Consider the following 21,491-nt stretch of genomic DNA (forward strand, 5'->3'; position numbering starts at 1 on the left):
CCGCCGCACCACTACCATGGCGCTGATCTTTTCCGCAGGTGAACACCGAAACCCGGGTCGCAGACCGGCCGGCGCACCGAGCAGACCTTCAGGGAGCAAGACCATGGCGGGCTTCGGCTGGAAGCTGCACGGCGACGGCAAGAGCCTCGCACCGGGCGAGGTCGTCAGACCGGACGAGCGACTCACCTGGGGACGCACCGCCGGCCTCGGCGGGCAGCACGTGGTCTCCATGATCGGGGCCTGCTTCGTCGCCCCCGTCCTGATGGGGCTGGACGCCAACCTCGCCGTCATGGCATCCGGTGCGGCCACCATCCTTTTCCTGCTCATCACCCGGGGCCGTATCCCCAGCTATCTCGGCAGCAGTCTGTCGTTCATCGGCGTGGCCGCCGTCATCAAGACGCAGGGCGGCGACGCGGCGACCCTCACCGGCGCACTGCTGGTCGTCGGCGCGGTCCTCTTCCTGTGCGGGGCGGTCATCCGCGCCCTCGGCGCCCGCGTCGTCCACGCCGTCCTGCCGCCGGTGGTCACCGGCGCGGTGGTCATGCTGATCGGGTTCAACCTGGCTCCCGTCACCGCCGGCACCTACTGGCCCCAGGACCAGTGGACCGCGCTGCTCACCATGCTCTTCACGGGTTTCGCCCTCGTCGTGCTGCGCGGTTTCTGGTCCCGTATCGCGATCTTCCTCGGGCTGGCCTTCGGCTATCTGATCTCCTGGGTCTTCGACCGTGTCTTCGGCAAGATCCACTCCCCCGCGGGAGGTACCGAAGCGGTCGACCACTGGCGCCTCGACCTCTCGGGGGTGGCCAAGGCCGACTGGATCGGCCTCCCCACCTTCCACGCCCCGAGCTTCTCCCTGTCCGCGGTGCTCGTCGCCCTGCCCGTGGTCATCGCGCTCGTCGCCGAGAACGCGGGGCACGTCAAGGCCGTGGGCGAGATGACCGGCGACCCGCTGGACGACAAGCTCGGCACGGCGATCATGGCCGACGGAGCCGCCACCGTGATGGCGACGTCCGTCGGCGGCCCCGCCACGACGACGTACGCCGAGAACATCGGCGTCATGGCCGCCACCCGCGTCTACTCGACCGCCGCCTACTGGTGCGCCGCCGGCTTCGCGATCCTGTTCGGACTCTGCCCCAAGTTCGGCGCCGTCGTGGCCGCCATCCCCGGCGGGGTCCTCGGAGGCATCACCGTCATCCTGTACGGCATGATCGGCCTGCTGGGCGCCCAGATCTGGGTCCGCTCCCGCGTCGACCTCTCCAACCCGCTCCACCTCATACCCGTGGCCGCGGGGCTCATCGTCGGAATCGGCAACGTCAGCCTGACGCTCACCGACAACTTCGAGCTCAGCGGCATCGCGCTGGGAACCCTGATCGTCGTCGTCGGCTACCACGCCCTGCGGGTCCTGGCTCCCGCTCACATGAGGAACGAGCCACCGCTCACGGAATCCGGCAGTCCGGGGTACGACCGAGGTCTGCCGGGCGGATCGTGAGGCCCGGCGGAGAGGAAGCGCGCCGGGCCGCGGCGTGCCGCATTGGCCGGATTCAAGGGTGCGGTCTAGAGATTTCCTGACTCCGCGCCGTGGCGATGGATCAGTACTGTCGGGAGCGTCGGGAAGCAGAAGCAAGGAATCTGGAGTCTGTCGTGCGTATCAGCGTCTGTATCCTGCCCGACCGTCCGTTCCGGGAGGCGGCCGCGAGCTGGCGGCACGCGGAGGAGCTGGGCTTCCACGCCGCCTACAGCTACGACCACATCACCTGGGCCGGGCTGCCGGACAGCGCCTGGTACGGCGCGATACCCACGCTGACGGCCGCCGCCGGGGTCACCTCGCGGATCAGGCTCGGCACGCTGGTGACGTCGCCGAACTACCGGCACCCGGTCCCCCTTGCCCACGACGTCGTCACGCTGGACGCCATCAGCGAGGGCCGCTTCGTCCTCGGCTTCGGCGCGGGATCGCCGGATGCCGACGCCTTCGTGCTCGGCCAGGGCGAGCGCGGCAAGGGCTGGTCGGTGCAGGAACGCGGCGGCCGGTTCCGCGAGTCCGTGGAACTCCTGGACCGGCTGCTGACCGGAGCGCCCGACGGCCGCAAGCAGACCACCTTCCTCGGCCGCTACTACGAAGCGGTCGACGCCCGGCTGGAGCCTGGCTGCGTACAGCGGCCCAGAGTGCCCTTCGTGCTGGCGGCGAACGGTCCGCTGGGGATGCGGACCGTCGCGCGGTACGGCGCGTCGTGGGTCGTCACCGACCAGGGGGACGTACCCAGGCACGAGCGGACCGCGTCCTGGACCTGGTCCCTGCTCGCGCGGCGCATGGAGCAGCTGGACGCGGCGTGCGAGCGGGAGGGCCGCGACCCGAAGTCCCTGGACCGTACGCTGCTGACCGGGTTCTCCCTGCTGCCGACGATGGAGTCCGCACAGGCGTTCGCGGATGTCGCGGGACGGTGCGCGGAGCTGGGCTTCACCGACATCGTGGTCCACTGCCCGCGCGAGTCCGGGTTCTTCGCCAGTCCCCGCCACGTCATCGAGGAGATCGCGCCCGCGAACCGCTGAGCGCCTCTCGCCGCAGCCCCTCGCGGCCCCGTTCACGCGATCCGTGGACGGGGCCCGCGTCCGCGCGGAGGCCGGATCGCGCGGGCGCCGCTCAGAGCAGGCCGTGCAGCCTCAGGTCGGCCACGCACTTGGCGATGTACGGGGGAGAGAGCGACGGCACACGCCCCTCGCCCACCCCGAGAGCGCCGACCGCCGTGCTGAACCGCGAGGCCGGCACGGCGGAGCCCGCCCTCGGTACGCCCGGCCGGGCGTACGCCCGCATCAGCGGCAGCAGCGACAGCCGGCGCTGGTGGTCGGGCAGACCGCGCAGAGCCGCCTCGGCGCGCATGTGCCACTGCCGGTGGTCGTCGAACCGGGTGATCGGGTGGCCCGCGTCGATCAGCCAGTCCACGAACTCGTCCCACGAGATCCCGTCGTCGTGGGCGTTGACCGTGTTGTAGGTGACGTACCCGTCCTCGTTCCCGGCGCTGAGCGACGTGATCGCCGCGGCGGTGAAGTCGACCGGCAGGCCGCTGTAGTGCGCCCGCCGACGGCCGCCGTCCCGGTCGAGCCGGTAGAAGGAGCGCGGCGCCATGCCGGTCGTGAGGACACTCAGGAGCAGCCGGCTGAACCGGTCGGTCAGGTTCAGCCCGCCGGGAAGGCTGCTGTGGGCCAGGATCATGTCCGGCCGGAACACGGTGACCGGCAGGCCCGTCCTCTCGTGCGCCTCGCGCAGCAGGACCTCGCCGGCCCACTTGCTCGTGGCGTATCCGTTCGCGTCGGAGTCGTCCAGGGGCCGTACCGGGGACGCCGTTCGGACGTCGGCCGTCTCGTCGAGGAACGAGCCGTCGGGCAGCATCGCGGCCGCCACCGTCGACACATAGGCGAACCGCTTCGCCCGGCCGGTGAGCGCCAGCTCGATGAGCTCCGCCGTCGCGGCGACGTTCGGCGCGAACAGGCGGTGATACGGCAGGACATGGTTGACCAGCGCCGCCGCGTGCACGATCTGGTCGGTCTGCCCGGCGAGTGACTCCCAGGCCGTCTCCGTCAGGCCCAGGCGTGGCGCCGACACGTCCGCGGCCAGGACCGTCAGATGCCGCGCCGCGGCGGCGTCGAACCAGTCGGTGTGGTCGGCCACCGCGCCGCGCAGGCACGCGAGCACGCGCTGCCGTGCGGCCACGTCGTCGGCGGCCCGGGCCAGGCAGGTCAGCCGGCCGCCCGTCTCGGCGACGCGCCGCAGCCGGTCGACCGCCAGGAACCGTCCGAGATACCCGGTCGCCCCGGTGAGAAGTACGTTCTGTACGGAGGCCTGGCCGCCCCGCGCTCCGCGCCCGGCGGCCAGGAGTCGCCCGTCGACGAAGCGGTCGAGAGCCAGATCGACGGCCCGCACCTCGTGTGCGTCGCCTCCGTGCACGGAGGCGACGGTGGGGCGCGGCTCCCGGGCGTCGCGCGCCGAGCCGAGCCGGTCCGCTATGCGGGCCAGCGTCGAGGAGGGCTGGAGGATGACCTGGATGGGCACCTCCTCATCGAGGATCTGTTCGAGGACGGTCGAGAAGGTGTGCGCCGACAGGGAGTCGCCGCCCAGATCCGTGAAGGCGGCCTCCGCCCGCACCAGCGACGAGGGGCAGCCGAGGGTGATCTGCGCGGCGGCGCGGACCGCCTCCAACGGTGTGACCTCACCGCCTGCGGCCCGCAGTGCCGCTATCTGGCCCGCCCGGCCGGCCGCGATGTCCGCGTACAGCCGCTCCAGTCGCGGTCCGTAGTGTTCCTTCAGGGCGGGCCGCAGAACCTTGCCGACCCCCGACAGCAGCCCGTTCGCGACCGTGAACGGCTGCCGCTCGACGACGACGTCGTGCGGGATCTCGTACGCGTGCAGGCCCGCGCCATGGGCGAGTTCCCGCAGGGAATCCAGGACCGCGGCCCGTACGGCGGCGTCGTCGGCCCGCCCCAGGCGCTCGGCGTCGGGGACCACCACGGCCAGCGGGAACGCCTGCTCGCTGCTGCCGTACACGTAGATCTGCGCGATGTCCGGGCTGGTCGCGTACAGCGCCTCAAGGCCGGACACGGCGATGAACTCACCCTGGGACAACTTCACCACGTTGTTCATCCGGTCGACGTAGACCAGCCGGCCGGGCGCGGTCTCGGCGAAGACGTCGCCGGTGCGGTAGTAGCCGTCCTCGTCGAAGGCGCGGGCGGTGACCTCGGGCTGCTGGTAGTACCCGGGGAACAGCCCGACCGACTTCACCCGCAACTCGCCGCGGGGGTGCGGTTTGTCGGTGCTGAAGTACCCGAGTTCGGGGACGTCGGCCAGCCGGTAGCCGGTCACCGGCGGGCAGCGCACCTCCTGGTCGACGACGATGGCCCGGGTCGTCTCCGTCGACCCGTAGCAGTCGATGATCCGCGTGCCGAGAAGCGAGGCCGTAAAGGTGTGCATCGCCTCCGACAAGGGCGCGCTGCCGCACAGGGCGAAGACGATCCGGCCGCCGAGCATGCTGTCGCGGACCAGGGCCGACGCGGCTGCCTCGGCCCTGGGGCGGGGTGTGCCGGTGCGGCCGAGACGGTCGGCCTCGAGCAGGTACCGCTGGTACACCATGTCGCAGATCCTCGGCACCAGGCTGAACACCGTGGGACGCGACAGGCGGATGTCGTCGAACAGCGTCGACATGTCGCCGCGGGCCGCGAAGTAGCCGGTGCCGCCGGCGGCGAGGCCGTTGACCAGCCAGGCGCGGCCGTTGACATGGCTCATGGGCGTGTAGTGCAGCACGAACACCGGGGTGCCGCTGCCGCCTCCGGCGTTCAGCCCGCCGCGGGCGTTCTGCCACATCCTCGTGATCATGGAGGCGGTGTAGATCGCGCCCTTGGGCGTGCCCGTGCTCCCAGAGGTGTAGATCAGGCCGACCAGCCGGTCCGGATCCCCGTCCTCGTACGGTTCCGCGGCCGGCAGCCGGGCGCCCCGGCCCACCTCGTCCACCAGCGGAACCACCTCGGCCCGCCCGCTCAGCCTGCCGCCGGCCGACTCGAACGCCTCCCGGTCGTCGTCCACTCGGGGGTCGTAGTCGAAGACCACCAGGCGCTCGATGGAGTCGGACGCCAGGACGGCGCCGACCGCGGCGTCGAGCGAACCGACGTCGGCCGCGAGGATCCTCGGCCCCGTCTCGGCGACGACCGGAGCCAGCCGTGCGGCGGACGAACCGGTGGGAAGCGGCACCGAAACCGCGCCCAGGTACATGCAGGCCAGGTCGATGACCGCGTAGTCGACACCGGTGAACCCCAGGGTCGCGACGAAATCCCCGGCACGCAGACAGTCCGGGCCGTCGGCCCAGGCGGCCGCCAGTCGGCCGACCCGTTGCCACAGTTCGGCGTAGGTCAACGTGTCGAAGACAGGGAGGAGTTCACGGGTGCGGCGGCCGGTGGCGGGGTCGCGGACGACACGGCCGGCCCTGCGGGCGAGGGCCGGCCGGTCGGCGTACCCGTGCATGGCGGCCGCGATGACCCCCATGAGGCCGTCCTGGCGGCCGATGGCATCGGCGACGTCGGGTGACGGGACCGCCCCGGCGAACTCGGGATCGCCCGCGTGCAGGGCAGCGATCCTTGAGGCGACATCGTGACCTGCCTGATGCTCCGACATGAATGCTCCGGTGTGTGTGGAGTGCGAGGGACCAGCTGCGAGCGCGGGTGCGTGCCGGGCGGCGGGCGGCAATTCGACGACAGGCCCTAGCGGCCCGTTGCGTCGGCGGGCTGTGCCCGGCCGCCGAGAAGGGCGGCCAGGCCCATCAGGACGTAGACGGCGATGAGGGCGAACGCCGGTGCGGCGATGCCGCCTCCGGACTGGAGGCCGGCGAGCAGGGCGACCCCGATCAGGGATCCGGTCGACCGGCCCGCCGACATCAGCCCGGAGGCGATGGCCGATCGGTGCTCCGGGGCCGCGGCCAGGGTCAGGGTGATCTGTGGCACGGTCACCAGGCCGAAACCGAGCCCGATGAACGCCAGCCCGGCACAGGTGCCGACCGGGGTGTCGCCGCCGACGACGGCCAGCACCACCGCGCCGAGCAGGGACAGCAGGATGCCGGCGCCCAGCACCGCCCGGGCACCGTACTTGGCGGCGAAGCGTCCCGCGGCCAGCGGCATGAAGGTGATCGGCAGGGCGGATGCCAGGAAGAACAGCCCGACGGTGATCGGGTCGTAACCGCGCACCTGCTGGAGGAACACGCTGAGCGTGAACATCAGCCCGTTGTAACCGACGAAGAGCAGCAGGCCGACCGCGACATAGCCGCGGAACCCGGGGGCCCGGAACAGGTCCGCCGGAATCATGGGGTACGCGTAACCGCGCTGCCGGACCACGAAGGCGGCGAACGCGGCCAGGGCCGCCACCGCCGCCACCACGGGCAACGGCCGGGTCCATCCCAGCTCCTGTCCTTCGGCGAGCGCGAGCGCGAGACCGCCGAGGAAGACGATGGACAGCAACTGGCCCGGCACGTCCTGCGGTTCCTTGGACGTGGACCGTTCGACCCGTGGCATGTTCCGTGCCGAGAGCCACAGGACGACCAGGACGATGGGCACGTTGATCCAGAAGATGCTCCGCCAGCCCACCGTCGCGACCAGGGCGCCCCCGAGCGTGGGACCGAAGGCGACCGGACTCCCGGCGACCATCGACCAGATGGAGATGGCTTTGGCGCGCTTGCCGGGCTCCCGGTAGGTGTCGGTGAGCATCACCAGGGTGGCGGGCATGACGAGCACCGCTCCCAGCCCCTGGGCCGCCCGCACGGCGACGAGCACCGTGCCGTTGGGGGCGAGCCCGCACAGCGCGGAGGCCACCCCGAACAGCGCGACCCCGAGCCGGAACATCCGCACCGCGCCGTAGTGCCCCACCGCTGCGGCTCCGGCCAGCATCAGGCCGGCGATGACGACCACGTAGGAGGTGACGACGAACTGCATCGTCGGAAGGCTCGCGTGGAGACTGTCGCGGATCGCCGGGATCGCGACGTGGAGGATGCTGGTGTCGACGACGATCATCCCGTGCGCCAGACAGGCCACCGCCAGGACGCGGCCGGGCCGCAGGGCCGCACCGCCGCTGTCGGACGTGCGGTTGTCGAAACTGGTGGATTCGGCCATGGCCTGCCATTTCGCATGAGTTCGCATGGGTTCGCGTCAGCGCGCATGAGGCGGTGAATTGATGCCGACAATACTGCGAAACCCTAGTGACAAAACACGCAGCGTCAACCACGCAGTCCGCCAAACCGACCCCGATGTCCGAATGGTCCGATTCCAGGGTCAGGTATAGAGAACGGTCCACTTCCCCACGGGGCCTGACGCTCCATAGCCTCAGAGCGCTGAGAATCCCAAGAGGGCACAGCCTGGAAGTGCAGGGGGGAACACCATTGTCCTTTTCCCGAGAGTTCCGGGGAATTCCACAACGTCCGTCACCCATGCCGTTCCACCGCTATGCGCGGGATACCACCTCTCCCACTTCGGGCTGGTCACGGCGGTGGCCGGACGGTGCGGTCGACCGCGCTCCGATCTGGGCCTCGGTTGATCTCCGGGACGGAAACCAGGCGCTGGCCGACCCCATGGACATGCGCCGGAAGCAGCGGATGTTCGACCTGCTCGTGGCGACAGGTTTCAAAGACATAGAAATCGGATATCCGGCGGCCAGCGCGCACGATTTCGATTTCGTCCGCGAACTGGTCACCAAAGAGGGAATCCCGGACGACGTAACGGTCTCGGTTTTCACGCCGGCCCGCCCAGAACTCATCGAGCGGACCTTCGACGCGATTCGCGGAGCCGACCGCGCCGTGGTGCATTTGTGCCATGCCACGGCCTGCCTGTGGCGCGAGGTCGTGTTCGGGATGTCGCCGCGCGAGGTCCTGCGCATGGCTGTCGACGGCGCACAGCACCTGGTGCGCCTGGCGGAGCGTGAGCCCGCGACCGACATCCGGTTCGAGTATTCACCCGAGACCTTCAACCTGACCGAGCCGGAGTTCGCCCTGGAGATCGCGAACCGGGTCGCGGAGGTCGTCGACGCCACGTCCGACCGGCCGCTCGTGCTGAACCTCCCGACCACCGTGGAGACCCACTCGCCCCACGTCTTCGCCGACCAGGTGGAGTGGATGCACCGCAACCTCGACCGGCGTGACGCGATCATTCTCTCCGTCCACCCGCACAACGACCGGGGTACCGCCGTCGCTTCGGCGGAACAGGCCATGCTCGCCGGGGCCGACCGGGTCGAGGGCACCTTGTTCGGCAACGGCGAACGCACCGGGAACGTCTGCCTGGTGACCCTCGCGCTCAACCTGTTCAGCAGCGGAGTCGATCCCCAGCTGGATATCTCCGACATCGACGCCGTCCGCGAGATCGTCGAGGACTGCAACCGACTGCCCGTGCACCCCCGCCACCCCTACGCCGGCGACCTGGTCTACACCGCCTTCTCCGGCACCCACCAGGACGCCATCGCCAAGGGCTTGGCCGCACTGGCCGACCGGGCCGAACGGGAGGGCAAGGACGTCGGCGACATGCCCTGGCAGGTGCCCTACCTGCCCATCGACCCGAAGGACGTCGGCCGTGACTACCAGGCGATCATCCGGGTGAACGGCCAGTCGGGCAAGGGCGGCATCGCCTACGTGCTCAAGGCCGGCTGGGGGATCGACCTGCCGATGGAACTGCGGCGGGACTTCGCCGCCGTGGTCCAGTCCGCCGCCGACGCCCTGGGGCACGAACTGGAACCGTCGGAGATCTGGCAGCTGTTCCGGGAGACCTACTGCCTCGACGACTCGCCCGCACTGCCCGTCGGCGACGGCGGTGGCGGTGCCGACGGCGCCGAGATCCTCGCACGGCTCGCCGCCGAGCACGGTATCGGGTTCACCCGGCCCCGGTTCACCGGCACGGCGGCGACCGGCGCACCGATGACCTGCCTCGTGGCGGTGGACACGGGCGGCCGCACCGTCTGGGGACTCGGCCAGGCGGCCACCGCCCCCGACGCGGCACACAGATCTGCTCGTTCCGCGCTGCTACGGGCGGGCCTGCACGAAGGAGACCAGTGAAGAACAACTCTTTCCACACGGTCGGTCCCGGTATCTACCGGGAAGACAGCGGGATGGTCTACGAGGACTACGTACCCGGCGAGGTGGTCGAACACCGGCCGGGCCGGACGATCACCATGACCGACAACGTGTGGAGCTCCCTGCTCTGCCTCAACCAGCATCCGCTGCACATCGATGCCGTCTACGCCGAGCAGACCCGGTTCGGCAAGATCGTCGTCTCCAGTCTGGTCACCTTCGGGATCGTGAACGGGATGACCGTCTCCACCATCAGCGCCAAGTGCGTCGCCAACCTCGGTTGGGACAAGGTGCGGCTGACCGCCCCGGTGTTCGTGGGCGACACGCTCTACGCACAGACCCGCATCGTCTCCCGGCGCGAGTCCGGCACGCGCCCCGACCAGGGAATCGTGACCGTCCACACCACCGGCCGGAACCAGGACGACGTGACGGTGATCGAGTTCGAGCGGACGATCCTCGTCCCCAAGCAGGAGGCACAACAATGATTCCGGTCATCGACCTGGACCCGGAGCGTCCCGGCCTCGAACACAGGACAGCCGAGGAGATATCCGACGCCTGCCGGCAGACCGGGTTCTTCGTGGTACGCGGACACGGCATCGCCCGCGAGGTCTTCGACGACGCCTACGACGCCTCGCTGCGCTTCTTCCGCCTCCCGCTGGAGAACAAGCGCGAGTTCCCGATGCGCACCTCCACCGCGCGCGGCGACAACGACTACAGCCCCTACGGGTACAGCGCCCTGCTCTCCGAGAACGCCTACGCCTACACCGGGAAACCGGGAATGCCGTCGGATTACGTCGAGAAGTTCAGCACCGGACGGCTGATCCTGAACGACGATGAAGAACTCCCTTTCCCGGACGACGAGTCGGGGGCACAGCTGCGCGCGGCCCTGAAGCAGTACTTCGCCGCCTGCGAGACCGTGGCGGGCCGGATCGCCGAGCTGCTGGCCCTCGCCCTGGACCTGCCCAGGGACTTCTTCGCCACCCGGACGAACACCTCCAACGACTCGCTCCGCTCGCACCTCTACCCCGGAGTCGCCCCCGAGTTCCTCAACGACCAGGGCATGGGGCAGCACACGGACGGCACGCTGATCACCCTGCTCACCCAGGACGGCCCGGGCCTCCAGCTCCAGGACCGCTCCGGCCGCTGGCTGGACATCGACGTCCGGGAGCGCGACAGCTTCATCGTCAACATCGGCGACCTGATGGCCCGTTGGTCGAACGACGAGTACGTGTCGACGCCGCACCGGGTCCGGCTCGCCGACCGGCAGCGGCAGTCCATCGTGTTCTTCAAGCTGGCCAACGACGACACCGTCATCGAGTGCTTCCCCAAGTTCGCGGCGGACCGACCCGCGAAGTACGAGCCCATCCGCTACGAGGACTACTCACTCCAGAAGATGAACCTGCTGTTCGGAAGGGAAGACGCGCAGTGAAGTCCTACGCGAGCCTGCTCTACACCCCGGCGCTGCTGCTGGCGTCGGTCGCCCGGCCCGGCCGGGTCCGCGCCGACATGCTGGTCCTGGACCTGGAGGACTCCATCCATCCGGCCAGGAAGGCCGAGGCCCGTGCCCTGCTGGCGCAGGCGGACGACCTCACCGGGGCCGGCCTGCCCGCACTCGGCATGCGGGTGAACACCATCGCGACGCCCGACGGCCTGGCGGACATGCGGGCGCTGGTCGAGATGGACGCCACCATCGGCGGCGTACCTCTCGACGTGGTCTTCATCCCCAAGATCTCCGGCCCCGGCGACGTTGCCATCTACCGGTCACTGCTGTCGCACACCTCCAGGCCGCCGCAGATCTGCAGCTTCATCGAGAGCATCGACGCCGTCGACAACGCCGTCGAGATCGCCGCGGTCAGCGACGGCCTGTGCTTCGGCCAGGCGGATCTGACGGCCGACCTGTACGCCGAGAACACCTTCTACCTCGATCACGCGCGGGCCCGGCTCTGCTCCGCGGCGGCCAAGTACCGCGTGCCCGCGATCGACACCAACTCGTTCGAACTGCACGACCTCGACGTCGTCGCGGCGCAGTGCCGGGCGGCCCGGGACGCCGGATTCACCGGCAAGGCGGCCATCCACCCCCGGCAGGTCGACACCATCGCCGAGACGTTCACCGTCGGCCCGGACAAGATCGCCGAGTACCGCAGCGTGGTCGAGGACTACAACTCCACGTCCTACGGCTTCGCGGTCGAGGAGGACCGCGTACTCGCCCCGCCGTTCGTGCTGCGGGCCCAGCGCATGCTCGAACTCCACGCACCCGACGAAGCCGCCCGGAACGCCCACACCAAGTAGCCCAGGGGATCCCAGTGAAGAAGCTTCCGCAGCACGCGATCATCGACGTCTCCACCCACCCGACCGAGCTGACCGACGGCCGGCTCCACGCCGTCGGGGACGAACTCGTCCTGGAACTGGTGCGGCTGGTCGCCGAAGGCGAAGGCGTCGCCGTCTGCCACGGCGTCGCCAAGACGCTGGCGCACCACGGACTGGACGTCCGCAAGGAGCAGGACGCCGCGATCGCCCGCGACTACCTCGAGTCGCTGTTCCGCGGCTTCGGCGAGCACGTCGACGTCTCCCGGTTCAGCCCCGTCACGATGGACTACGACCGCATCGCCGGCATGGACGTCGACGGGTACAACAAGAACACGCACTTCACGCCCAACGGCGACCACACCACCGAGCGCGAGTTCCTGACGACCAAGTGCGTGCACTTCGACGCCGCCACACCGTTCATCGGGAACATCTACGGGCCCAACACCAACATCACCGACGGCACCCCGATGGTCTGCGACACCCGCGCCTACTGCCAGGACACCGGGGTCTCCCCCGCCGATCTGCTGGAGCTGATGCCGCACAGCTACAACGTCGCGGTCAAGGAGGAACATGCCGAGCCGGTCCTGGCCGGATACGCGTCCGCCGTGGACGCCGACCTGTCCGCCGACCTGGTCATGGTCGTCCTGCTCAACGAGGTGGAGGGCGGGCTCGCGCACGCCGGCTCCGAGCCCCGTCCCGCCGACCCCACCCGGCCCTCGCGCCGCCCGATCCGGCACCTGGAGTACCAGTTCGCCGAGGATGTCGAGCTGTCGAAGTGGTACCGGCACTACCGCCTGGAGATCCCGCAGCCCAGCCTCCAGGTGCCGGACGAGGCCGCGCGCGAGCGCTACCACCGCGGGATCGACCCGGTCGGGACGAACCAGTGACGACGTCCACGGAATACAGCGTGCCGACCATGTCCGCACGTGACCGCGAGGAGCTCGACACGCTCCTCGCGTCCCTCGCCTCGGACGAATGGCCGCCGGACATCGACGACGCCCGGGTGTTCTACGACGCATGGGGCGCGCCGATCGCCGACGACATCGAGGTCGAACAGCGCGACGGCGGCCACCTGTTGACCCCACCGAACGCGGAGGGCTCCCCGACCGGGCTCTACCTGCACGGCGGCGGATACGTGTACGGCTCCCTGCGCAGCCACGGCCACATGGTCTCCGAGATCGCCCGCGCGGCCCGCTGCCGGATGTTCTTCGTGGACTACCGGCGAGCCCCCGAGCACCCCTACCCGGCGGCGCTCGACGACGTCGTGGCCGCGTACCGGAGCCTGCTCGCCGACGGGGTCGCCGCCTCCGACCTGGTCCTCGCGGGCGACTCGGCGGGCGGCGGCCTGGTGCTCGCGACGCTGCTGAAGCTGCGGGACTCGGGGCTGCCGCTGCCGGCCGCCGCGGCCTGCGTCTCGCCGTGGACCGACCTCACGGGCAGCGGGGAGAGCTACCACGCTCTGGAGCACGAGGACCCCATGCTCAGCAAGCCGGTCGTGGACCTGGTGTCCGCGTCGTACCTGGCGGGCACCGCGCCCACACATCCGTACGTCTCCCCGCTGTTCGGGGAACTCGCGGGGCTGCCCCCGGTGCTCCTCCAGGTGGGCAGCCGCGAGATTCTGCTCAGCGACGCCGAGCGGTTCGCGGCCGGGCTGCGGCGCGCGGGAGGCACCGGTGTGCTGGAGGTCTGGCCCGGCATGGTGCACGTCTGGCACCTCCACCACGCGCGCCTCGCCAAGGCCCGCGAGGCCGTGAGCCGGCTCGGCGGCTGGCTCCGCGCCCAGGCGGCGGGTGCGTGATGACCGAGGACATCACAGGACCCCACCGGTACCGCAACAACCGGAAGATGGTGCCCGCCGGTGAGGCCGCGTGGGGCCTGTCCCGCAAGCACGGGATGCTCGGCCTCGTGGTCGAGGCCGTCGACGGCCAGAACCGGCTGCGCGACATCCGCACCGGGCACGAGTTCGCCAACCTGTCGTCCTGCTCGTACCTGGGTCTCAACAGCCACCCCACGGTGATCGAGGCCGGACGCGCCGCACTGGACGAGGAGCGGATCACCGGGCTGTCCATGGGCGAGTTCCGGATCCGGCTCGGCATCATGGAACGGCTGGAGGAGGAGCTCGCCGCGCACTTCGGCACCCATGTGCTGCCGTCGGTGTCCTGCGGGGTCCTCAGTTCGGCGATCCTGCCGCTGCTCGCCTCCGGGCATCTGACCGACGGCGAGCCCCTCGTCGTGGTCTTCGACCGGTTCGCGCACTTCTCCCTGAACTTCCTCAAGCCCGTTCTCGCCGACGAGACACTGGTGGTGACCTGTCCGCACAACGACATGCAGTACCTCGAGGACGTCTGCAAGCGGTACCCGCGGGTGGCCTACGTCGCCGAAGGCGTCTACTCCACCGGCGGGCAGGCCGACCTGAAGGGCATCAAGGATCTCCAGGACCGTTACGGGATGTTCGTCTACCTCGACGACTCCCACGCGCTGTCGGCCGTGGGCGGGCGCGGTGAGGGATACGCGCGCACCGTGTTCGACACCCTCGGTTCCCGCACGATCATCGTCGCCTCGATCGCCAAGGCGTTCGGCAGCACCGGCGGCATCGCCATGGTCGGCGACCGCGACGTGTTCGACCTCCTCTACCGGTCCGGGCCACTGGCCTGGTCCCAGGGGTTGCGGACCGCCGCGGTCGGCACCACGCTCGGGGCCCTGGAGGTCCACCGGAGTCCGGAACTCGGCCTGCGGCAGCGACAACTCGCCCGGAACATCGCCCTCTTCGACGAGCGGTTGCGCGACCACGGCCTGCGGGGCACCGGATCGCACATCAAGTTCGTCACCGTCGGCGACAACGACCGGGCGGTGGCGCTGTCGACCGAGCTCTACCGGCGCGGCTACTACTGCTCCGCCATGTTCTTCCCCATCGTGGCGCAGGGGCAGGCGGGTGTGCGGATGATGCTGCGTGGCGACATGGCGGCGGAGCTGACCGAACGCTTCGCGACGGACCTCCTCGACGTGCTGGCGGAGCTCGCATGACCATCACGGACCCGGAGCACGACGTGTCCGACGTGGCGGCCGTGGCCGCGCTGATGCGCGAGAGCCTGCGCAGCGGCGCGGTGCGGCGGATGGCCGTACCGCTGCGGCAGGTCGTCGACGACGGCCGCGGCGCCAGATTCCTGTCCATGCCCGCCGTCAGTGCCGATCTCGGGCTGTGCGTCAACAAGACCGCCACCATCACCGACGGTCCGGGCCCGACCGTCACGTCCGTGGTCCCGGTGTTCTCCACCACGACCGGGGAGCTCCTCGGGGTGCTGGACGGCGCGGCCGTCACCAACCTCAAGTGCGCGGCCGTGACGGCGCTGGTCACCGATCGCTGCGCGGACCGGGACAGCACCGTCCTCGGGATCGTCGGATCGGGGGTGCAGGCCTGGCAGCAGTACCTCGGGGTGACGGCGGTGCGCGGGATCACCGAGGTACGGGTCCACTCCCGTACCCCCGAGCACGCCGGAATTCTGTGCGAGCGCATCCGGCGCGCGGATCCGGGGGTACGCGCCCTGGTCGGCGCGTCGGCCGAGGAGGCCACCGCGGGAGCGGATGTCATCTCGACGGCGACGACCTCCGTACGGCCGCTGCCGATCGCCGCCGGACTGCCGGAGCACGTGCACATCAACTGCATGGGCGCGCACACCACCGAGTCGCGGGAGCTGCCCCGCTCGCTCCTGTCCACCGTCACGCTCGTCGTCGAGGACATGGCGATCGCCGTCGCCGAGGCGGGGGAGATCCACCGCACGGCGATCGACCTGGAATCCCTGGAGACCGGCTCGCACCCCGGACTCGACGGCCGCCCGACCGTCTTCAGCTCCACCGGACACGCCTCACTGGACCTCATCACCTGTGCCCATCTGGTGGCGCGGCCACACCCTTGACCGAGCAGTCACCACCGACCGAGACGAAAGGACGACCGTACGTGGCACACGCCGGCACGGAAGAGACCACGGGGCCGCACGAGGGTGGGGAGCCGGCGACCGCGGCCGCCGACCGGGAGTTCGACGCGGCCCTCGCCCGCCTCGGCATCGAGATGCCGCCGGACCTGGCGCCCGGAGTCCTGGCCGGACACCGCTCGCTGCGCGCGATGAACCGACTGCTGCGGGAAGTGGAGATCACCGATGTCTGACAACGTCCCCGCCCGGCCGGGCCCCCTGCCAGAACTCCCCGGGCTGTCCGGGCTGTCCGGGCTGTCCGTCGCGGAGGCCGGAGCGCGGCTGCGCGCCGGAACCCTCACTTCGGTGGAGCTGGTGGAGCACGCGCTGAGCCTGATCGACGCGTACGACGCCGAGCTGCACTCGTTCGTCCTGGTCACCCGGGACCTCGCGCTGCGACGCGCGGCACGGGCGGACCGGGAGCTGCGCGACGGCGTCGACCGCGGACCGCTGCACGGCATCCCGTACGCGCTGAAGGACATCCTCGCCGCCGAGGGCCTGCCCACCACCAACCACTCGCGGCTGACCCTCACCGACATCGCCACCGAGGACAGCACCGTGGAGGCCCGGCTGCGGGCCGGCGGCGCGGTGCTGCTGGGCAAGCTGGCCACCTACGAGTTCGCGTTCGGCGGGCCCAGCACGGATCTGCCCTTCCCGCCGGCGGGCAACCCCTGGCACCGCGAGCACATCCCCAGCGGCTCCTCGTCGGGAGCGGGCGCCGCGGTGGCGGCCGGTTTCCTCCGCGTCGCCTTCGGATCCGACACCGCCGGCTCGCTGCGCGGCCCGGCGTTCCACTGCGGGGCCGTCGGCCTCAAGCCCACCTACGGCAGCGTCTCCGGCCACGGGGCCACCCCGCTGGCGCCCACCATGGACCACTTCGGGCCCCTCGCCTGGACGGTGGCCGACGCCGCCGCCGCCCTCCAGGTGGTCGCGGGCCCCGACCCCCGGGACCCACGCACCCACAAGACACCGGCGCCCGACTTCCTCGGCCCGCTGACCGGGGAGGTCCGCGGACTGCGTGTGGCCTACTCGAAAGCCTGGTACGCCTCGGATCCGGGGACCCTTCCGGAGATCACCGGGAGCATCGACCGGGCCCTGACCCACCTCGACCGGCTCGGCGCCGTCGTCGAGGAGTGCGAGCTACCGCCGTACGAACTGTTCGACGCCTGCGGCCGGGTCATCCTGATGGCGGAGGGGTTCGCCGTGCACAAGGAGAACCTGCGCCGCGCGCCGCGGTCGTTCGGCCGCTTCACGTACCAGAAACTGATGCCCGGCGCCGGAGTCACCGCGGAAGAACTCCAGCGGGCCCGCCAGGTGCGCGACCGCCTCCGCGCGGCGCTCGACCGGCGGGTCTTCGCCTCCCACGACCTGCTGATCACGGCGTGCGGCCAGACCACCGCGGCCCGGGTCGACGCCTTCGGCACCGACTGGCCCCCGCCGAAACTGGCCAACGACATGCAGACCATCCCGTTCGGCGTCACCGGGCACCCGGCCATGTCCCTGCCCCTCGGGTTCGCCGACAACGGTCTGCCCATCGGTGTGCAGCTCGTGGGGCGCGCGTTCGGCGAGGCGAGCCTGTTCCGGGCCGGCCTCGCCCTGGAAGCCGAGTTCGGCCGACGAGACACCCGGCCCGTGCTGGCATGAGACGGCGGTCACGCCCCGCCGTCAGAAGGACTGAGATGAACGACCGCACGCGACCCCCGCTGCCCACCGGCTTCTGGTGGCTGTGGACCTCGACGCTGGTGAACCGGTTCGGCCTCTTCGTGATGCCGTTCCTGTCCCTCTACCTCGCCGTGGAGCGCGGATACTCCGCCACGTACGCGGGCCTGGTGATCTCGTTGTACGGGCTCGGCGGGATAGCCGGATCGCTGATCGGCGGATCGCTCAGCGACCGGTGGGGAAGGCGGCCCACACTGCTCACCGGGCAACTGGGCGCCGCCGTCTTCACCCTCGCCCTGGGGCTTGCCGAACAGCCCCTGACGATCGCGGTGTGTGTCACCGTGCTGGGCCTCGCACTGAAGACGTCGCAGCCCGCGATCGGTGCGATGCTCGCCGACATGGTCCCCGAGGAGTCCCGGCCCCGGGCCTACTCGCTCAACTACTGGGCGCTCAACCTCGGATTCTCCGTCTCCGCCCTGTCGGCGGGCACTCTCGCCGCCTTCGGCTATCTGACGCTGTTCGTGGTGGACGCCGCCAGCACACTGCTGTGCGCGGTGCTGGTCTTCTGGAAGATCCCCGAGACCCTGCCCGCGAAGCGCCGCACGGAACCGTCCGCGAAGGCCGCCCCGCGCGCGTCCCTGGCCGCGGTGGTCCGCGACCGCCGGTTCATGTGCCTGGCCGGACTGAACCTGCTGGTGGTCACCGTGTTCACGCAGCGGCACATGGCGCTGCCGCTGTCCATCGCCGAATCGGGCCTGTCCACCGCGCAGTACGGCATCGTGGCCGGGGTCAACGGCGTCATGATCGTCACTCTGCAGCTCGCCGTCACCCGCTTCACCCAGCGCCGGCCCGCCGGCTGGGTGCTGGCCGCCGGGGCGCTGCTGATCGCACTCAGTTCGGCGCTCAACGGACACGCCGGCACCGTACTGCTGTACTGCTGCGCCGCCGTCGTCTACACCCTCGGTGAGATCGTCTACGTGCCCACCAGCGAGGCGCAGGTCCCCGCCATGGCTCCGGAGCACGCACGCGGCCGCTACGAGGGCGTGATGGTCCTGACCTGGGCCATCGGCGGCTTTGTGGCACCCCTGACGAGCGGCCTGATCATCGACGCCCACGGCACGGACACCCTGTGGGCGGGTTGCGCGGTGATCGGCGCGCTCGCGGCCGTCGGATACGTCGCGTTGCTGCGGCCGCGCCGCGGGAAGAACCGCGCCCTCAAGTCCGCACAAGCCCTCTAACAGGAGTGGAAAGACATGGAAGACACCTCGACGACCACGCGGGCAGCGGCCGCGTGGGGGCCGCATGTGACGGACCCCCGCCGGCTCCTCAACGCGTTCGACCACCAGTTCCGGGGCTTCAGGACCTTCTGGTTCGACCGGATAGCCCCGGCCGGCCCCGTCGTCCTGCCCGCGGCGCAGGGCGCCGAACTGGAGGACGCGATCGCGTACCTGGCCGGCCTGCTGCGGCGGGCGGTCCGCCACCTGGGCGACGACTGCGTGTCCCGGCACCGGGCCCTGGGCCTCGACGAACGGCTGACGGAGTTCTACGGGGACGAGGAGTTCGAGAACGCCTACGCGACGGTCATGGGCCGGCCGGACGTGATCCTCACCGACACCGGGTGGAAGTTCATCGAGTTCAACTTCTGCTCGTCCACCGGCGGTCAGGTCTACGTCCACCTCCTCAACGAGCTGTGGCGGCAGCTGCTGCCCGACGACGTCCTGAGCACCCTCACGCTCGCCGATCCGCTCAAGACACGCGGCGACATGCTGCGCACCATCCTCGACGACCTCGGCCTGGACCCGTACGTGGCGCTCGTCGGCTATCTCCCGGACGTCTTCCTCTCCGACTCCGGGGGAAACCGGAGGTACTACGAGATCGAGGCCGACGCCCTGCGGAAGTCGGGCATCAGGGCGGAGTACTTCGAGACGGACGAGTTCATCGACGCCCTCGGCTCCCGCGGGGGCGAGTTCCCACTGGTCCTGGAGCGGACCGTGCCGCAGGAGTGGATCGACGCCGGCCGGGAGCTCGGCCCGCTTCTGACGATCAGGAAGTGCGGCTCCGCGGTGCTGACGCCGCAGAGTTCCTACCAGGCGGCGAACAAGCAGCTCTTCGCCCTGTTGTCCCAGGGGCAGGACTGGATGAGCGACCGGGACCGGGAGTTCGTACAGCGGTACATCCCCTGGTCGCGCTCGGTCCGGGAGGAGATCGTCGAATACCGGGGCGCGTCCTGGGAACTGGACGAACTGCTGCGCAGGCGGCGGACGGACTTCGTCCTGAAGCGCTCCGACGGCGACCAGAACTTCGACGTCCACATCGGCTCCCTGACCGACGCGTCCACCTGGGAGGACGTCATCGCCAAGGCCCACGAGGCCGGCACCTGGATAGCGCAGGAGACCGTCCACAGCACCGAGATCCACGCGGACGTCCTCGACTGCGACCGGGGCGAATACCTCGGCATCGCGACGCGCGCGGTGTTCGGCCCCTTGTTCATGGGCGGACGCATGACCGGGTGCGGGGTGCGCTACGACGTACCCACCCCGGGCGGCTCCGCACCGAAGGCAGCGGGATCGAGCATCCTGGGCTCCGTCGGCTGGCACGCCGGCTGAGCCGGGCGGACGCCCCGCTCACCACCGCGCGGGGTGAGCGCTCTTCTGGACGAGCGCCGTCAGTTGGACCCGCGACCGCACCTCCAGCTTTCGGTAGATCCGGGTGAGGGCCGCCTCCACGGTCTTGACGCTGATGTACAGGGCGGCCGCGATGTCGCGGTTGCCGCGCCCTTCGGTGACCAGCTCGGCGATCCGCCGCTCCGCGTCCGTCAGACCGGCCGGCCAGGCCCGCACCTGGGTCCGCTCCGGCCCGACCGGCTCCCACAGCGGCGCGCCCGCCCTGCGGAACACCGCATCGGCCGCCGCCCGGAGTTCCCTGGCCCGGGCCGGGCGCCTGCGCCGCTGCTCGACGGACGAGTACGCCAGCAGCACCCGGCCGCGCTGCAACGGGTATCCGAGCCGGTCGAAGGTGCGCAGGGCGCGGCCGACCAGCTCCTCGGCCGGCCCGTACTCGCCCGCTGCCGCGTGGCACAGCGCCTCGGCCCGGTCGAGCGAGGCCAGCACTCCGCGCCGTCCCAGCTCCTCGGCCCGGCACCGGGCGTCGGCGACCGTCCGCAGGGCTGCCGGCAGGTCCCCGGCGGCGACCAGTGCCTCGGCGAGGTCGGCGTCGTAGCGGACCTCCGCGGGGTCCGCGATACCCAGGTCCTGCACGAGGTCCCGGACCCTGAGCAGATCCGCCAGGGCTCCGCCCGCGTCCCGCAGCAGCAGCCGGGTCATACCGGACAGGTGCAGGCAGTGCGCGGCGAATACGGTGTCCCCGTCCTCCTGCGAAGCCGTCAGACCGAGGTCCGCGTAGGCGAGCGCCTGCTCCAGGGTCCCGCCGGCGAGTTCGGCGACCGCCGCCGCGCACCACGGCGGGCCGGGCGAGGTGCCCAGGTCGCGGGTGAGCGCCAGCAGCCGGTGGGCCTCCTCGCGGGCGACCGGGCCCTCGCCGCGGTGAGCGTGGATCCGGACGGCGCGGCTGAGCAGCCAGAGCCGGTCGGCGGGGCAGTCCGGCGGGCGCATCTCGTCCAACAGCCGCCCGGCCTCGTCCAGCCGGTCGTCGAGCAGGGCGAACGCGACGCCGATACGGTGTGGCTCCCCGGGGGTCCGACCGGCGCCGGCCCTCGTGCCCGTCGCCAGGGCACGCCGGAGCATCTCGGCCTGGCCCGGTGAACCGCGGGCCTGCTCGATCCGGGCGGTCAGGGCCAGGGCCGAGGAGTGGATCGCGGCGTCGCCGGCCCGCTCGGCGAGTTCGGCGGCCGAGCGGGCGTGCGTCAGCGCCTCGGCATGGCACCCCCGGTTTCCCCGCAGGCTCCGGGCGAGACGCAGATGCGCCGCCGAGGCCAGCGCCGGCTCGTCGGCGGCCTGGGCCTCGGACAGGGCCCGCGCCG

At 71.0% G+C, this 21,491-nt stretch carries 17 protein-coding genes; 14 read left to right on the forward strand and 3 right to left on the reverse strand.

All coding sequences use genetic code 11. From position 1 onward, the window contains the following. Positions 1-103: 103 nt before the first annotated feature. A complete protein-coding gene (locus tag B9S58_RS32990) occupies positions 104-1,489 on the forward strand; it encodes a uracil-xanthine permease family protein (protein WP_103535573.1) in 1,386 nt (461 codons plus the stop codon). Between the two features lie 152 nt (positions 1,490-1,641). Further along, complete coding sequence (locus B9S58_RS32995; protein ID WP_181009540.1) at positions 1,642-2,547, forward strand: LLM class flavin-dependent oxidoreductase; 906 nt, start codon at positions 1,642-1,644, stop codon at positions 2,545-2,547. A gap of 91 nt (positions 2,548-2,638) precedes the next feature. Here B9S58_RS32995 and car read toward each other — a convergent pair whose 3' ends face one another. Together car and B9S58_RS33005 are read right to left on the reverse strand one after the other, a co-directional pair. Beyond that, positions 2,639-6,154 carry a carboxylic acid reductase gene (gene car / locus B9S58_RS33000; RefSeq protein ID WP_103535574.1) on the reverse strand — a complete coding sequence of 1,172 codons (3,516 nt, stop codon included), beginning with the start codon at positions 6,152-6,154 and terminating at the stop codon, positions 2,639-2,641. A gap of 86 nt (positions 6,155-6,240) precedes the next feature. Then, a complete protein-coding gene (locus B9S58_RS33005; RefSeq protein ID WP_181009541.1) occupies positions 6,241-7,638 on the reverse strand; it encodes an MFS transporter in 1,398 nt (465 codons plus the stop codon). 314 nt (positions 7,639-7,952) lie between these two features. Here B9S58_RS33005 and B9S58_RS33010 point away from each other — a divergent pair, with 314 nt between their 5' ends. Genes B9S58_RS33010 through B9S58_RS33065 form a run of 12 tightly spaced genes read left to right on the forward strand, consistent with a single transcriptional unit; the run spans position 7,953 to position 20,118 of the window. Then, positions 7,953-9,563, forward strand: coding sequence for a 2-isopropylmalate synthase (locus tag B9S58_RS33010; protein ID WP_103535576.1), 1,611 nt, complete (start codon positions 7,953-7,955; stop codon positions 9,561-9,563). Beyond that, a complete protein-coding gene (locus B9S58_RS33015; protein ID WP_103535577.1) occupies positions 9,560-10,063 on the forward strand; it encodes a MaoC family dehydratase in 504 nt (167 codons plus the stop codon). The genes B9S58_RS33010 and B9S58_RS33015 overlap by 4 nt, the downstream gene beginning before the upstream one ends. Continuing rightward, on the forward strand, positions 10,060-11,007 hold the full coding sequence (locus B9S58_RS33020) for an isopenicillin N synthase family oxygenase (RefSeq protein ID WP_103535578.1): 948 nt from the start codon (positions 10,060-10,062) through the stop codon (positions 11,005-11,007). Before B9S58_RS33015 ends, B9S58_RS33020 begins: the two co-directional genes overlap by 4 nt. After that, on the forward strand, positions 11,004-11,867 hold the full coding sequence (locus B9S58_RS33025; RefSeq protein WP_103535579.1) for a CoA ester lyase: 864 nt from the start codon (positions 11,004-11,006) through the stop codon (positions 11,865-11,867). Before B9S58_RS33020 ends, B9S58_RS33025 begins: the two co-directional genes overlap by 4 nt. 14 nt (positions 11,868-11,881) lie before the next feature. Beyond that, positions 11,882-12,772 (forward strand): hypothetical protein, encoded by an 891-nt coding sequence (locus tag B9S58_RS33030; protein ID WP_103535580.1) that lies wholly within the window; start codon positions 11,882-11,884, stop codon positions 12,770-12,772. Positions 12,773-12,801: 29 nt separating this feature from the next. Beyond that, complete coding sequence (locus B9S58_RS33035) at positions 12,802-13,683, forward strand: alpha/beta hydrolase (RefSeq protein ID WP_146063598.1); 882 nt, start codon at positions 12,802-12,804, stop codon at positions 13,681-13,683. Then, the gene (locus tag B9S58_RS33040) at positions 13,683-14,909 is read left to right on the forward strand and encodes an aminotransferase class I/II-fold pyridoxal phosphate-dependent enzyme (RefSeq protein ID WP_103535582.1); all 1,227 of its coding nucleotides are present in this window, start codon (positions 13,683-13,685) and stop codon (positions 14,907-14,909) included. Before B9S58_RS33035 ends, B9S58_RS33040 begins: the two co-directional genes overlap by 1 nt. Continuing rightward, positions 14,906-15,799 carry an ornithine cyclodeaminase family protein gene (locus tag B9S58_RS33045; RefSeq protein WP_103535583.1) on the forward strand — a complete coding sequence of 298 codons (894 nt, stop codon included), beginning with the start codon at positions 14,906-14,908 and terminating at the stop codon, positions 15,797-15,799. The genes B9S58_RS33040 and B9S58_RS33045 overlap by 4 nt, the downstream gene beginning before the upstream one ends. 41 nt (positions 15,800-15,840) lie before the next feature. Next, on the forward strand, positions 15,841-16,047 hold the full coding sequence (locus B9S58_RS33050) for a hypothetical protein (protein ID WP_103535584.1): 207 nt from the start codon (positions 15,841-15,843) through the stop codon (positions 16,045-16,047). Then, the gene (locus B9S58_RS33055) at positions 16,040-17,497 is read left to right on the forward strand and encodes an amidase (protein WP_103535585.1); all 1,458 of its coding nucleotides are present in this window, start codon (positions 16,040-16,042) and stop codon (positions 17,495-17,497) included. The genes B9S58_RS33050 and B9S58_RS33055 overlap by 8 nt, the downstream gene beginning before the upstream one ends. Before the next feature lie 35 nt (positions 17,498-17,532). Beyond that, positions 17,533-18,750, forward strand: a complete 1,218-nt coding sequence (locus B9S58_RS33060; protein WP_103535586.1) for an MFS transporter — start codon at positions 17,533-17,535, stop codon at positions 18,748-18,750. Positions 18,751-18,765: 15 nt separating this feature from the next. Further along, on the forward strand, positions 18,766-20,118 hold the full coding sequence (locus B9S58_RS33065) for a hypothetical protein (RefSeq protein WP_103535587.1): 1,353 nt from the start codon (positions 18,766-18,768) through the stop codon (positions 20,116-20,118). Positions 20,119-20,136: 18 nt separating this feature from the next. Here the strand turns inward: B9S58_RS33065 and B9S58_RS33070 are convergent. Next, a partial coding sequence (locus tag B9S58_RS33070) for a helix-turn-helix transcriptional regulator (RefSeq protein ID WP_146063599.1) occupies positions 20,137-21,491 on the reverse strand: 1,355 nt, incomplete at its 5' end.

Source organism: Streptomyces sp. SM11, from assembly GCF_002910905.1.
GTDB lineage: Bacteria > Actinomycetota > Actinomycetes > Streptomycetales > Streptomycetaceae > Streptomyces.

Coding starts and splice junctions, on each gene's coding strand:
- B9S58_RS32990 (WP_103535573.1), top strand. CDS start 104: ATGGCGGGCTTCGGCTGGAAGCTGCACGGCGACGGCAAGAGCCTCGCA.
- car (WP_103535574.1), bottom strand. CDS start 6,154: ATGTCGGAGCATCAGGCAGGTCACGATGTCGCCTCAAGGATCGCTGCC.
- B9S58_RS33005 (WP_181009541.1), bottom strand. CDS start 7,638: ATGGCCGAATCCACCAGTTTCGACAACCGCACGTCCGACAGCGGCGGT.
- B9S58_RS33010 (WP_103535576.1), top strand. CDS start 7,953: ATGCCGTTCCACCGCTATGCGCGGGATACCACCTCTCCCACTTCGGGC.
- B9S58_RS33020 (WP_103535578.1), top strand. CDS start 10,060: ATGATTCCGGTCATCGACCTGGACCCGGAGCGTCCCGGCCTCGAACAC.
- B9S58_RS33035 (WP_146063598.1), top strand. CDS start 12,802: ATGTCCGCACGTGACCGCGAGGAGCTCGACACGCTCCTCGCGTCCCTC.
- B9S58_RS33040 (WP_103535582.1), top strand. CDS start 13,683: ATGACCGAGGACATCACAGGACCCCACCGGTACCGCAACAACCGGAAG.
- B9S58_RS33045 (WP_103535583.1), top strand. CDS start 14,906: ATGACCATCACGGACCCGGAGCACGACGTGTCCGACGTGGCGGCCGTG.
- B9S58_RS33055 (WP_103535585.1), top strand. CDS start 16,040: ATGTCTGACAACGTCCCCGCCCGGCCGGGCCCCCTGCCAGAACTCCCC.
- B9S58_RS33060 (WP_103535586.1), top strand. CDS start 17,533: ATGAACGACCGCACGCGACCCCCGCTGCCCACCGGCTTCTGGTGGCTG.
- B9S58_RS33065 (WP_103535587.1), top strand. CDS start 18,766: ATGGAAGACACCTCGACGACCACGCGGGCAGCGGCCGCGTGGGGGCCG.